We start from the raw sequence: 12707 nt of genomic DNA, 5'->3' as shown, positions 1-12707 counted from the left end.
CCTCGGCGACTGGGTGCTCAACGCCGACGGCCTCGACCGTGCCGGGGCGGACCCGGTGATGCTCGACCTGCTGCGCTGGCACGGGGCGGAGGAGGTCGAGCACCGCAGTGTGGCGTACGACCTGCTGCGGCATCTCGACCCGGGGTACCGCAGGCGCGTCCGCACGCTGTTCGTCGCCGGCCCGCTCGGGGAAGTGGTTCAGTGCGCGGCCGCGCGGGCGGCGGGGGAGGCGGCGAGGTAGGCCACCGCCTGCCGGGTCGATCCCTCCTGCGAGGGGTGGTACGCAGGGCTCAGGTAGCGGGAGGCGGAACGGGTCAGCCTGCCGAGCCCCGGCAGCACACCGCTCCGGGCCCCGTCGGCGTATCCGCGCCAGGTGGGCCGCGCTCCGCGCGGCAGCGAGGGATCGGCGGCCATCAGGAATCGGGCGCCGCGGATCCACAGGTGGAACAGGACCGGGCCGGCGACGAACAGCGTGCGGACGCGCCTGCGGTACCCCGGGTCGAGATGCCGCAGCAGGTCGTACGCCACACTGCGGTGCTCGACCTCCTCCGCCCCGTGCCAGCGCAGCAGGTCGAGCATCACCGGGTCCGCCCCGGCACGGTCGAGGCCGTCGGCGTTGAGCACCCAGTCGCCGAGGAAGGCCGTGAAGTGCTCGACGGCCGCGATGATCGCGACCCGTTCGACGACGTGCTCGCGTGCGCGTGCGGCCGGCAGCCCCGGGCGCTCGCCCAGGACGCGCCGGAAGACGAACTCCACCTGGCGGACGTACGGCCCCGGATCCAGACCCTGCGTCAGCAGGTGGTCCAGCACGCCCTGGTGCGCCTCGGCGTGGACGGCCTCCTGGCCGATGAACCCGAGCACCTCCTCGCGCAGCTTCTCGTCGGTGATCATCGGCACCGCCTCCCGGAACGTGCGCACGAACCAGCGCTCGCCCTCGGGCAGCAACAGGTGCAGCACATTGACCACATGGGTCGCCATGGGGCGTCCCGGTATCCAGTGCAGGGGCAGCGCACCCCAGTCGAAGTGGACGTCGCGGGCCCGCAGGACCAGGTCGTCGTGGTCTTCCGTGCTGCTCATGGACACACTCCTCCGTCACGAGGATGAGGGGGCCGGGCAGGGGTGCCCGAGCGCGGCCGTCGGCCTGCTCGGGGACGCACCCTGTTGAGGATTACTCAACAGTAGAAGTTCTAGACTTTCTGTCAATAGGATGGGCCGCATGGCACGACGCACCCCCGCCGCCCGCCCGTCGCGGATGCTCCCGGCCGACCGCCGGACGCAGATCCTCGAAGCCGCCCGCCGCCTCCTGGAGTTCCGCCCCGTCGACGAGTTGTCCGTGGAGTCCGTCGCCCGCGAGGCGGGCGTCTCACCCGGGCTGCTCTTCCACTACTTCGGATCCCAGCGGACGTTCCGTCAGGCCGTCCTGGAGGCGGCCGCCGAGGAGCTGCTCGCCCATGTCCGCCCCGACCCCGCGCTGAGTCCGGCCGAGCAACTGCGCGCCGGCATCACGACTTTCACCGACTACGTCACCCGCTACCCCGCGGTCTACCGCGCCGTCACCCGGCTCGGCACCGCAGCGGGCGTGCGCACCCTGCACCGGTCGGCCCGCTCCACCCTCGCCGGCTGGCTGAACGCCGCACTGACCGCCGCCGGCGCACCCGCCACCCCCGCCGTCACGCTCGCGGTGACCGGGTGGCTCGCCTGCATGGAGGAGATCGTCCTGGCGTGGCTGGACGACCCCACGACGGACCGCGCGGCCCTGGAGGCGCTGTGCGAACGCAGCTTCTACCAGCTGATCCGGGCGGCCCTCGACGACGAGGACCGGTGGCTGCTGCTCCGGAAACGGGTCACGGTCCGGCCCCCCGCGCCCCGGCCGGACGAGCCGCCCCCGGCCGGCTGAGCCGCCGCCGGCCGGGGCACGGCGCCGCGGCCCGCGCGGCGCTCACCAGTTCCCGATGCCCTCGAACAGCGCCTCACCCGGAGGCCGGCCGCCCTCGGCCAGGGACAGCTCCGCCCAGATCACCTTGCCGGCCGGGAGGTAGCGGGTCCCCCACCGCGAGGCGAGCTGCGCCACCAGGAAGAGCCCCCGCCCGCCCTCGTCCGTCGCCGTGGCCTGCCGCAGATGCGGCGACGTGCTGCTGCCGTCCGAGACCTCGCACACCAGCGTGCGGCCGGGGTCGTGCAGCAGCCGGACGCCGACCGGCCCGGTGCCGTACCGGACCGCGTTGGTGATCAGCTCGCTCAGCACCAGTTCCGTGGTGAACGCGATGTCCTCCAGCCCCCATTCGGCCAGCCGGCGGCTGCACGCCGCGCGCACCGGACCGACGGCGGCCGGCTCCGGCGCCACCTCCCAGGAGGCGACCAGTGACGGGTCCTGCAACCGGGTGCGGGCGACCAGCAGCGCGATGTCGTCCCGGCGGTGGGCGGGCACCATTCCGGCGAACACCCCCTCGCAGATCTCCTCCGGCGTCCCGTGCGCATGGTCCGCCAGCACCGAGCGCAGCTGCTCCATGCCGACGTCGATGTCCCGTTCGCGGTCCTCGACCAGACCGTCCGTGTAGAGCACGAGGCGGCTGCCCTCGGGCAGCACCACCTCCGTGGACTCCACCGGCAGCGAGCCGACGCCGAGCGGCGGCGACACCGGCACGTCCAGGAACTCCACCGCGCCGTCGGGGTGCACCAGGGCGGGGGGCAGGTGGCCGGCCGACGCCAGGGTGCACCGCCCGGAGACCGGGTCGTAGACCGCGTACAGGCAGGTCGCCCCCGTGGTGCCCTCCCCGGCCCGGCGCTCGTCCCGGTCGAGGTGGCCCACCAGGTCGTCGAGGCGGGTCAGCAGCTCGTCGGGCGGCAGGTCGAGGGTGGAGAAGTTGTGCACCCCGGTCCGCAGCCGGCCCATCGTCGCGGCGGCGTGCAGACCGTGCCCGACCACGTCGCCGACGACCAGCGCCACCCGCAGGCCCGGCAGCGGGATGATGTCGAACCAGTCGCCGCCCACGCGCGCCTGCGCGGGCAGGTACCGGTACGCGGTGTCGAGCGCCGGCCCACTCGGCAGCACGTGCGGCAGCAGGCTGCGCTGGAGCGTCTCGGCCATGGTGTGCTCGCGGGTGAAGCGGCGGGCGTTGTCGATGGCGACGGCCGCCCGGGCCGCCAGCTCCTCCGCGAACGACAGGTCCTCCTCCTCGAATGGCTCGGGCCGCTGCGCCCGCCAGAAGCTGACCATGCCGAGCACCACCCCGCTGGCCTGCAGCGGCACGGTGACCAGCGAGTGCACCCCGTAGGCGAGCGCTCCTGCCGCCCCCTCGGGGTCCTGGGCCCGCCACGCCTCCGCGCTCCCCAGATCCGCCTCCAGCACCGCGTGGCCGCCGGCCATCGCGCGGGCCATCGGCGTCGCGTGCGCGACGAACCGGACCGGGTCGCCCACGGGCTGGAAGGGGTGGTCGGGGTCGACCCCGCTGAGCGCGGCACGCCGCATCGTCGTCGGCGGATCGGCGGGGTCGTCGCCGTGGAGCACGGCGTCCGGCAGCTCGACGGTGACGAAGTCCGCGAACCGGGGCACCGCCACACCGGACAGTTCCTCGGCGGTCCGCACCACGTCCAGCGTGGTCCCGATCCGCACGCCCGCCTCGTAGAGGATCTTCAGCCGTTCCCGGGCCACCTCCGCCGTGCCCGCCAGCGACCGCAGCTCCGTGGTGTCGCGCAGTGTGGCCACGCAGCCGGAACTGCCGCCGTACGGCGCCGTGGGCCGGGTGTTCACCGCCAGCAGCCGGTCCCCGGCCAGGTGCACCTCGTCGGTCACCGCCCGGCCGGACACCAGCAGGGCGGCGATGCCCGCGTCCAGGCCCAGCTCGGCGACCGGACGACCGTCCGCGTCGCGGGTGAGCTCCAGCAGGCGGCGGGCCTCGTCGTTCGCCAGCACCAGCCGGTCGTCGTCCCCGATGATCAGCACGCCCTCGCGCACCGCGTGCAGCACCGCGTCGTGGTGCTCGTACATGCGGGTCATCTCGCTCGGCCCGATCCCGCGCGTCTGCCGGCGCAGCCGCCTGCTGACCAGTGCCGCACTGACCGTCGCCAGGGCCAGCGCGGCGCCCGCGGACGTCAGGAACACCGGCAGCTGCCGGTCGACCTCGTCGCCGACCGTGCCGATCTGCACCCCGGCTCCGACCAGGCCGATCACCGCCCCGTCGGCCCCCCGCACGGGGGCGATGGCCCGCGCCGCGTCCGTCGGGGCGCCCTCGAAGATCTCGGTGAACGCCCCCGAGCGCACGGCCCGCTCCACACCCTCGTTCACCCGGCCGACCAGGCTCGGGTCGGTGTCGGCCAGACGGGTCCCGTCGGTCGCCATGACGTTGATGAAGTCGACCCCCGCCTCCGCCCCCGCGTCTGCCATCAGCGGCTGGAGCGCCGCGGCCGGGTCGGCCGACCGCAGCGCCGCGACGATGCCGGGGGAGTGGGCGAAGGAGGCGGCGGCGGCCAGCGAGCGCTCCTGGGCGGCCTGCTCGCTCTCGCTCCGGGCCTGGAGGACCAGGACGACCAGCGCCGCCGTGATCAGCAGGACCGCGACGACCACCTGGAGGAAGAGGACCTGGCCGGCGACGCTGCGCGCGTCCAGCGCGGACCGGGTCCGCTGCCACCACGACAGCCGCGCCCCGTGGGGCGCCCTCCCGTTCACGGGCGGGTGCCCGTGCCGCGGGCGCGCGGGGCGGGCCCGCCACCGCCGGTGGCGGGGTCGGCGTTCGTGGACCGCCCGTACAGCCCGACCATGGTCCCTTTCTAACATCTGGCGCCGCCCCGGTGCCCGGCCCTGCGCACATCCGCGCGCGCGGGGGAGCGTTTCGCAGCGGGCGCCCCGCACTCATCCGGGCACGTGGGGGAGCGGTCCCGGCCGGGCCCCGGCGCGCATCCGCGCACGCCGGGCAGGGGGCCCTCGCCGGGCTTCCGGCGCGCCGTGGACCCGCGGCCGGGCGGTCGCGGCGGGCGGTGCGGTACTGATAGGCGGATGGACCGCATCGGCAGAAAATGGCCCAGATACACCCTCGCCCTGCCCTGGACGCTGCTCGCCGCCGGTGTGGTGCTGGAGCTGTCCACCCCGGAACGCGTCAGCGCGAGCCCGCTGCTCGCCCTCGCCTGCGTCGTCGCCGGCAGCACCGCGTCGCTGCGGACCACCGTCGCCGTGTCGGTCGTGGCGGTCGCCTTCGAGGTCCTCTCCGGTGTGAACCGGGGAGTCCTCGAATCGCACGAGGTCGTCCAGAACCTCTTCGTCGCGCTGGCCGGGTTCCTCGCGGTGGACATCAACCGCCTGCTCAACCGGTACGGCCACCGCATCGAGGCCGCGGAGACGGTGGCCCGGGCGGCCCAGCTGGCGCTGCTGCCCGCGCCGCCCCGCGAGGTGGGCGGCTTCCGGATCGCCGCCGTCTACCGCACCGCCCAGGCCCAGGCCCGGATCGGCGGCGACGTCTACGGGGTCCAGGAGACCCCCTTCGGGGTGCGCGCCGTCATCGGCGACGTCCGGGGCAAGGGGCTCGGAGCCGTGTCGACGGTGGCCGTCCTGCTGGCCGTCTTCCGCGAGGCGGCCGAGGAGGAGCCGGACCTGGTGGCCGTCGCGGACCGGCTGGAACGCTGTCTGCAGCGGGAGGGCAGGCGCCGCGGCGGGCTGGAGGAGACGGAGGGCTTCACCACGGCCCTGCTGGTGGAGTTCCCGCCCGCGGGGGGCCTGGTGCGGCTGCTCAACTGCGGCCACCCCGCGCCCTACGCCGTGGACCCGGACGGCATGCGGACCCTCGACCCCGGCGAGTTCTCCCTGCCGCTGGGCATGGGGCCCCTGTCGGCCGTCCCGCGCACGGTGGACGAGCACCCGTTCCCCGACGGGGCGAGCCTCGTCCTCCTCACCGACGGGATCACCGAGGCCCGCAACCACGACGGGGCCTTCTTCGCCCCGCTCACCGCGCTCGGCGACTGCGACTCCGGCGACCCCGACGCCGTGCTCTCCGCCCTGCTGCGCGCGGTGAGCGCATGGGCGGGGCCCTCGCCGGACGACGACAGCGCGGTCATGGTGCTGAACCGCTGCGCGCCGCGGGACGCCCGCCTCCCCGCCGGTTCCTCACGGGTGGCGTGAGCGGAGCCGGGCGGCGGGGCCGGTGTCGCCGGGCACCGCGGGGGCCGGCGCCCCGGGTCAGGCGGGCAGCAGCCTGGTCGCGGCGGCCGGGAATCCGCGCGCCCACCAGTGGTCCCACCGGCGGTAGACCAGCGGGTCCCGGTCGGCCAGCAGAGCCGTCAGCGACACGGCCTCCGCCGCCAGCCGCTCCCACACCCGCTCCGGCAGGGCATGGAAGGCGGTGGCCTCGATGCCGCCGTCGACCGCCCGCCAGACGCCCGCCACACGTCCGTCCACCAGCAGGGTGGGCAGGACGTCGCCGTTCACCCGGATCACCTCACTGCGGTACGCGGGCGGTATCACGCGTCCCCGGTCGGCGTGGGCCAGCAGCACGCTGTCCCACATCGCCATCAGCCGAGGCGGCGCGGGGGTGTCCTCGTCGGGCCGGGGCGCCCCGGGGACGTCGAGCAGCACGGTGCCCTCCGGGCCCTCCAGTTCCTCCACCGCCGGTCCCAGCGCCCGCACGGCGGCCTTCACCCGGCCCCGGGCGACCGTCGTGAACCGGGCCATGTCCGCCACCGACGCGGGCCCGAAGCCCGCCAGGTACCGGAGCAGCAGGGCCCGCAGGCCGGCGTCCGCCGCCTCCGGGTCCGTCAGCCGGGGCGGCGTGCCGGGTCCGGCCCAGGTGTGCCGGGGGCCGAACGACCAGGGGCCGCCCGTCGGCGCGTGCCACAGCGGCGCGTACTGCCGCAGCATCCGCCACGCCGAGGTCTCCAGCGGGACGCCGAGACGCTCGGCGGTCCAGGCCCGTGCCTCGGCGTCCGCGCGGGACGAGCCGGCGTACTCCAGCAGTCCGGCGACGGCGCCGGCGGCCTGCTCGGGACCGATCCCCGACGCACGGAACCGGGCGTCCCCCAGCCGCGAGGAGCGCAGCGTCGGCTCCATGGCCTCCCGGAACACCCCGAAGTCCTCGGCGTCCACCATGTGCAGCGTGACGCGCATCAGCGTCGCCTTGACCAGCCGGCGTTCCGCCAGCGCCGCGTCGAGGGCCGCGGGGTCGAAACCGTCGATCCGGTTCCACAGCGCCAGGTACGGCGACGCGTGCTGCTGCGCCTGGAGGGCGACCACCCGCCGTACCGCGTCCACCACGTCCAGCGGCTCCCGCTCCAGCAGCAACTGCCGGGCGAGAGTCGAGCGGTTGAGGCCACGCGCGCTGATCGCCATGGCAGCCATTCTCGCTCCGCCCCGCGCGTCGCCCCGCCTCCGGGTGCAGCTGACGGGCCGCGGCGCATCAACCGATCGGACGACACGGCCGTCGGCCGTCGGGCTCCGGCGGCCGACCCGCCCTGCCGACGCGTCCGTCCGGGGCGGAAGGCCAGGATGGGAGACGGAGGCCGGCCCGCACCGGCCGCGCCGGCCCCGGCGGGGCACGCATCCCCCCGAAGCGTGCGCCGCCGGCCCCGGGCCGCCCGCCCCGGGGCCGTCCCGGGACCGCACCGAGCACGAGGAGCACCGCCATGGACGCGCCCGACCACGCCGAGCGCCGCGGCTTCGCGAGGATCGCCAGAATGCCGGGGGCCGTGCGATGAGGAGGGCCGTGAGCGCCGCCGCCGCCGTCCTGCGAGATGAAGCCGAAGCCCTTTTCGGAGTTGAACCACTTGACGGTGCCGCTGGCCATGCCGGTGCCTCTCAGTCGATATCGGATCCGCACCGCGCGGACCCGGAGGTGATCGCCCTGGTCCTGCACTGCACAGCAAAGCGCCCACGCCGGAGCGCGGGCAGGGACTGCGAACCACGACATCTGTGGAAGGACGCTACACGGCGAAACCGGCCACCACCAGAGAGCCACGGCCCGAGTCGGTCGAAGGTGGTTCGCAGCATCGTCGCCCTGATCCGGGACTCCGTGGACGGGGCCTTCGCGCCCCGCGCCGTGGCCGTGCGGCACGCCCGCCCGCCGTACGGCCGGGCGTACGAGGAGTGGTTCCGCTGCCCCGTCCGGTTCGGTGCGGACGACGACCGGATCGAGTTCGCCGACGACTGGCTCGACCGCCCCGTGCCGAGCGCCGACGCCTACGCGCTCGCCCAGGTGGTCCAGCTCCTCGACGCGGCCCGTGACCGGGGGCGCGAACGGCAGGACCTGGTGGAGGGCCTGGAGGTGTCGGTCGCCCGCGGCCTGCCGCGGGTGCCCCCGCTCGCGCAGCAGGCGCTCGCCCGGGGCATGAGCGAACGCACGCTGCGCAGAAGGCTGGCCGGCCACGGCACGACGTACGAGGCACTGGTGGACTCGGTGCGCCTGGTGCGCGCCGAGGAGCTGCTGACCACCGGCGACCTGCCCCTGCAGACCGTCGCCGGACTGCTGGGCTTCAGCGACGCCCGCACCCTGCGGCGTGCCGTGACCCGGTGGTTCGGCACCAGCCCCTCGGCGATCCGCCGGGCGGCCGGTGCCCCCCGGCCGCGTGCCGCCGGGCCCGCCCTCAGCGGCGCCGGTGCACCCGCAGATGCTCCACGGCGTACGACATCTCCGTGACGTCCTCGTCGGGCGCCGGGTGGTGACGGCCCGCGCACACCGAGAGGTTCACGATGAGATACGCGCGCCAGCGGCGGCCCACACCGCGGCCGTCGGCGAACACCCGTCTGCCGTTCACCCACCAGACGACGGAGCCGGAACCGAACTCGACCCGCAGGTCCACCTGCGCGCCCGGCCGGATCGCGGGGTCGCTGAAGTACCGCTGTGCGCCCCGTACATGGTTGGTCAGCTCCAGCAGGCCGGGATTGTCCGGGTGGTACTCGAAGACGTCGATCTCGTTGCCCCCGTCGCGCCATGTCCACACGGCGGGCCAGGCGCCCGTCTCCTCGGGCAGCCGCACCCGCGTCTCCAGCACGTCGCCGGAGCGCAGGGTGAAACCCTCCTCGCTCTCCTCGGTCGTCAGAAGTCCGGTGTCCCAGTACCCGTCGTCGCGCCGGGTGGCGCGGAAGACGCCTTCGCGGCTGTACGCGGGATCGTCGGTGAGATGGTCCAGTTTGTTGTCGGAACGATTGCGCGGGCCGCCCTCGGGATAGGCCCATGACCGGCCCGCAACCCACTGGGCGGTCGAAGTGAAGTCGGCGGTGAAGAACGCTGCGTCGCTGCTCACGTGGGTCCCCCTCGCGAAAGCGCTGACGACGGACACCCGGTTCAACGCCCGTACCCGCCCCGAGGACACGGCCGGACGGCCCGTCCGCGCATCCCGGGCGTGTCGCGCCCGTCCCGCCGGGACCGCGCGTCCTCGCACGTCGGCGGGCGGACCGGACGGCAACGTTTCTGCGGTGAACCGCGGCACCCGTGCGGGTGATCACCGGTCCCGCACGTGTCCGGGCCGGCCCGTGGCCCGCTATCACCGCCTCATGACCACACACCGGTTGCGCGCTCCGCGCGTGCTCGCCCTCGTCTCCGTCCTCGCCGCGTTCTGCCTGGCCCCGCCCGCTCCCGCCGGGGCGGCCGAGATCGTCCCGCTCGCCGACGCCGTCGGCCGGGTGCCCGTCGTCCCGGAGCAGGGGTCCGCGGCCCCCGCCCCGGGCGCCTTCCCGCACTGGAACGCCGGGCTGGTGCCCGACGACGGGTGCGACACACGCGGCGAGGTCCTCGTCGCCGAGGCCGTCGAAGCACCGTCCGTCGGCGCCGGCTGCCTTCTCACGGGGGGCAGTTGGACCCCGTACACGCAGAACGGCCGGGTCACCGACGCGGCGTCGCTGGTGGTCGCCCACACCGTCCCGCTCGCCGAGGCATGGGAGTCCGGCGCCGCGGCCTGGCCCGCCGCACGCCGGGAGGCGTACGCCAACGACCAGGGCGCGCCCCAGCCGCTGACCGTCCTCACCGCCGGGACGCACCGGGCCCGGGGGGACCGCGACCCGGCCGACTGGGTCCCCCCGGAGCCGGCCGCCCACTGCCGTTACCTCGCCGAATGGGTCTCCACCAAGCTGCGCTGGGGACTCGACGCCGACACCGCGGAGATGGAGGCGATGAAGGTCTTCGCCGAAGGGCCGTGCGAGGACGCGGTGGTCCACTACACGGTCGTGCCCGCCGCCCCGTGAGCGGGCCGTCCGGCCCTCCCCGCAGCGGGGAGGGCCGGACCGGTCAGCCCGTGGCGGCCCCCTCACGCGCCAGGGGCGGCCCGGAAGGCGTCACCGCGACCGGCCCGAGGAGCGCCGCGCGCACCACCTTCGGGGCGAACAGCGCGGTCACCGGGGAGGTCAGGGTCAGCACCGAACGGAACGCCGGGCCGATCACCGGGTCGCCGGGGTACCGCTGCTGGACCCGACCGAGGTACCAGCTCGCCGGCCGGTCCACCGCCCGGGTCGCCACCGCGTTGCCGACCGCACCGGGCATCGCGCGGTCCGCACCCGCCGAGATGTCCCACGCCTGGCGCGACGCCTCGAAGAGGGCGCGCTGCACCCGCCGTGTCGTCGGGGTGCGGCGCAGGTCGGCGAGCGCGTCGCGCAGCGCCACCGCGCTCATCGCCGCGACCGCCATGCCCTGTCCGTAGATCGGGTTGAACGTGCACAGCGCGTCGCCGGTCGCGAGGAAGCCCGCGGGCCGTCGGCCCGGACGGTCGTAGCGGCGCCGGACGTTGGAGGTGCCGCGGAAGCCGAACGGCGCCGAGTCCGGGACGGCCTCCTTCATCCACTCGTGGATGAACGGGTGCGGGAAACGGGCCGCGTAGGCGGTGAACCCCTCCTCGTCGGTGGGCGGTTCGTCGCCGCGCAGCCCCGCCAGGATCACCAGGTGGCGCCCGTCCTCCAGCGGCAGGACGCCACCGCTGTGGACCTGGTCGGCGCTCGGGTAGACGTAGTAGCCGAGCGCCCCGGTCCCGAGGTGGTCGCTCTTGTTGTGGTAGACCCGCGAGGCGTACGCGAGGCCGGTGTCGATCGTCTCCTCCTGCGGCGGCTCCGCCCCGATCGCCGACAGCCAACGGTCCGCCCGGGTGCCGCGCCCGGAGGCGTCCACCACCAGGTCCGCCTCCAGGATGCGGGGCCCGGTGTCCGCCCCGGCGCCGCGCTCGCGGACCAGGACGCCGCGCACCCGCCGCGCGTCGCCGGCGAGTCCGACGGCCTCGGTCGAGGTGACCGTCGAGATCAGCGGGTTGGCGAGGACCCGTGTCCGCACCAGGTGCTCCACCTGCCCCCGGGACCCGGTGTAGATGTGCGTCGTCGCGTCCGTCCGGCGGAACCACCGGCCGCCCTGCCACTGGACCATGTCGGACGGCATCCCCAGCCGGGGCGCGCCCGCCGCCCTGAGCTCCGCCATGAACCCCGGCAGCAGCGCGTCGAGCGCCAGCTGTCCGCCCTCCAGCAGCACATGGACGTGACGGCCCTGCGGGACGCCCGGGCGCACCCCGGGCTCGTCGGCGAAGCGGTCGCGCTCCACGATCGTCACCCTGTCGGCGTGCTCGGCGAGCACATGTGCCGCCAGCAGCCCCGCGAGGCTCCCGCCGACGACGACCGCGTGCCGTCGTCCCGCTCCCCGCAGGGGGGCGTCCTTCCCCAGTGCGTCGTCCATCCATCTGCCTCTCGTGGTCGGCGAGTTGTTGCGCGACCGACCAGTATCCCGGCTGGTGGGAGCGGCTCCGAACGGTTCCCGCCGCCCCGGGGGTCCCGCCGGCCCCGGCCACCGCACCCGCCACGTCCCGAACGCCCACCCGGGCATTCACCCGGACGGACGACCCCGGTGTCCCCGGCCGTCGGTCACTCCCCGCCGGACGTCCGCCCGGTGCCGCGCCGCGCCGAGGTGCGGGCCGGCCCAGGTGTCCGTCCGGCCGCCGCCGGCCCGGGACGGACGCGGGCGAGCACGCCCGCGCAGCGGGCCGCGGCCGGCCGGATCCGCTCCGCCGCCGAGCGCACGGCCGGCGCCCGGCCCAGCAGCGCGTGCCTGCGGCATCCGCGCAGCTGCGGCTGCCGGGCCGCAGCCCGCTGGGCACCGCTGGTGAGCAGCGCGTTCACCGGCGTGAGCGGATCCGCGCCCACGCTCCTGGCCAGCAGCACGCCCGCCGCGAGAGGAAGCAGCACACCGGCGAGCACGGTGCCGGTGGCGGTCATCTGCCGCAGTCGCGCGCTGCGGGGGACTTCGGAGGTCATGCCCCCATCCGACCAGCCCCGCGGCCCGCGGAAAACGGCCGGAATACTCACGGCGCCGTGCCCGGAGTACTCAGTTCCCGCGGCCGCGCCCGTACCGGGGGCGGCGCGACTCCTGCCCCGGGTGTCTCCGGCGCCGCGCGCGGTGTGCCCCCCGGGGGGCGAACCCGAGGTGTCTTCCGCGCCGCGGCCGCCCCGGGCCCGCGGGGCGATCGCCGCCTCGCGGCGCGGCCCCCTGCGCGCGTGCGGCGAGGTCCGTGCCCTGCGCGGCGGACTCCGGCGCCGCGCGCCGACCCGGCGACCTCTCGCCTCCGCGCGGCGGCCCCGCGCCGTGGCGGCCCGGGCCCGAGGCGTGACCGCCGGCCCGTGATGCGTGCCTGCGCCGCGTGCTGTGCCGCACTCCGCGCGCGGCGCCGGAGACACCCGGGGCAGGAGTCGCGCCGCCCCCGGTACGGGCGCGGCCGCGGGAACTGAGTACTCCGGGCACGGCGCCGTGAGTATTCCGGCCGTT

General features: G+C 75.8%; 11 protein-coding genes and 1 pseudogene. 5 read left to right on the top strand and 7 right to left on the bottom strand.

Features of this window, described 5'->3' with window-relative positions; genetic code table 11:
* On the top strand, window positions 1-241 hold a 241-nt coding region (locus tag EAO77_RS34290; protein WP_261994278.1), incomplete at its 5' end, for a metal-dependent hydrolase.
* Here the strand turns inward: EAO77_RS34290 and EAO77_RS34285 are convergent.
* A complete protein-coding gene (locus EAO77_RS34285) occupies window positions 199-1077 on the bottom strand; it encodes a metal-dependent hydrolase (RefSeq protein WP_147992241.1) in 879 nt (292 codons plus the stop codon). The two genes, EAO77_RS34290 and EAO77_RS34285, sit on opposite strands and share 43 nt — an antisense overlap.
* A 139-nt stretch (window positions 1078-1216) precedes the next feature.
* On the opposite strand from EAO77_RS34285, the gene EAO77_RS34280 reads away from it, so the two are divergent.
* The gene (locus EAO77_RS34280; RefSeq protein WP_147992240.1) at window positions 1217-1897 is read left to right on the top strand and encodes a TetR/AcrR family transcriptional regulator; all 681 of its coding nucleotides are present in this window, start codon (window positions 1217-1219) and stop codon (window positions 1895-1897) included.
* A gap of 42 nt (window positions 1898-1939) precedes the next feature.
* Here EAO77_RS34280 and EAO77_RS34275 read toward each other — a convergent pair whose 3' ends face one another.
* Entirely contained in the window at window positions 1940-4774 is a 2835-nt protein-coding gene (locus tag EAO77_RS34275) for a SpoIIE family protein phosphatase (RefSeq protein WP_147992239.1), read from the bottom strand.
* Between the two features lie 219 nt (window positions 4775-4993).
* Between EAO77_RS34275 and EAO77_RS34270 the strand changes: the two genes are divergently transcribed.
* Window positions 4994-6109 carry a PP2C family protein-serine/threonine phosphatase gene (locus EAO77_RS34270; protein ID WP_147992238.1) on the top strand — a complete coding sequence of 372 codons (1116 nt, stop codon included), beginning with the start codon at window positions 4994-4996 and terminating at the stop codon, window positions 6107-6109.
* 57 nt (window positions 6110-6166) lie between these two features.
* Here the strand turns inward: EAO77_RS34270 and EAO77_RS34265 are convergent, their stop codons facing one another.
* Window positions 6167-7312, bottom strand: a complete 1146-nt coding sequence (locus tag EAO77_RS34265; RefSeq protein WP_147992237.1) for a winged helix DNA-binding domain-containing protein — start codon at window positions 7310-7312, stop codon at window positions 6167-6169.
* A gap of 382 nt (window positions 7313-7694) precedes the next feature.
* Window positions 7695-7889: pseudogene (locus EAO77_RS40690) on the bottom strand (cold-shock protein); the annotation flags it as partial.
* A gap of 66 nt (window positions 7890-7955) precedes the next feature.
* Here EAO77_RS40690 and EAO77_RS34255 point away from each other — a divergent pair.
* Complete coding sequence (locus EAO77_RS34255) at window positions 7956-8615, top strand: helix-turn-helix domain-containing protein (RefSeq protein WP_261994277.1); 660 nt, start codon at window positions 7956-7958, stop codon at window positions 8613-8615.
* Here EAO77_RS34255 and EAO77_RS34250 read toward each other — a convergent pair.
* The gene (locus EAO77_RS34250; protein WP_261994276.1) at window positions 8563-9222 is read right to left on the bottom strand and encodes a family 16 glycosylhydrolase; all 660 of its coding nucleotides are present in this window, start codon (window positions 9220-9222) and stop codon (window positions 8563-8565) included. The two genes, EAO77_RS34255 and EAO77_RS34250, sit on opposite strands and share 53 nt — an antisense overlap.
* 250 nt (window positions 9223-9472) lie before the next feature.
* Here EAO77_RS34250 and EAO77_RS34245 point away from each other — a divergent pair, with 250 nt between their 5' ends.
* Window positions 9473-10159, top strand: a complete 687-nt coding sequence (locus EAO77_RS34245) for an HNH endonuclease (protein ID WP_147992235.1) — start codon at window positions 9473-9475, stop codon at window positions 10157-10159.
* 43 nt (window positions 10160-10202) lie between these two features.
* Here the strand turns inward: EAO77_RS34245 and EAO77_RS34240 are convergent, their stop codons facing one another.
* Entirely contained in the window at window positions 10203-11624 is a 1422-nt protein-coding gene (locus EAO77_RS34240; protein WP_147992234.1) for an FAD-dependent oxidoreductase, read from the bottom strand.
* 185 nt (window positions 11625-11809) lie between these two features.
* Window positions 11810-12199: a hypothetical protein gene (locus EAO77_RS34235; protein ID WP_147992233.1), complete on the bottom strand. Its 390-nt coding sequence runs from the start codon at window positions 12197-12199 to the stop codon at window positions 11810-11812.
* Between the last annotated feature and the right edge of the window lie 508 nt (window positions 12200-12707).

It is taken from the genome of Streptomyces sp. T39 (genome assembly GCF_008042045.1).
Lineage (GTDB): Bacteria > Actinomycetota > Actinomycetes > Streptomycetales > Streptomycetaceae > Streptomyces.
Note: the sequence above shows the minus strand (reverse complement) of the source record. Positions and strands in the feature narration are given on the sequence as shown.

Excerpts from the sequence above, each read along its gene's own strand:
- EAO77_RS34270 (WP_147992238.1), top strand. The coding sequence starts at position 4,994 with ATGGACCGCATCGGCAGAAAATGGCCCAGATACACCCTCGCCCTGCCC.
- EAO77_RS34285 (WP_147992241.1), bottom strand. The coding sequence starts at position 1,077 with ATGAGCAGCACGGAAGACCACGACGACCTGGTCCTGCGGGCCCGCGAC.
- EAO77_RS34240 (WP_147992234.1), bottom strand. The coding sequence starts at position 11,624 with ATGGACGACGCACTGGGGAAGGACGCCCCCCTGCGGGGAGCGGGACGA.
- EAO77_RS34245 (WP_147992235.1), top strand. The coding sequence starts at position 9,473 with ATGACCACACACCGGTTGCGCGCTCCGCGCGTGCTCGCCCTCGTCTCC.
- EAO77_RS34265 (WP_147992237.1), bottom strand. The coding sequence starts at position 7,312 with ATGGCGATCAGCGCGCGTGGCCTCAACCGCTCGACTCTCGCCCGGCAG.
- EAO77_RS34235 (WP_147992233.1), bottom strand. The coding sequence starts at position 12,199 with ATGACCTCCGAAGTCCCCCGCAGCGCGCGACTGCGGCAGATGACCGCC.
- EAO77_RS34275 (WP_147992239.1), bottom strand. The coding sequence starts at position 4,774 with ATGTTAGAAAGGGACCATGGTCGGGCTGTACGGGCGGTCCACGAACGC.
- EAO77_RS34280 (WP_147992240.1), top strand. The coding sequence starts at position 1,217 with ATGGCACGACGCACCCCCGCCGCCCGCCCGTCGCGGATGCTCCCGGCC.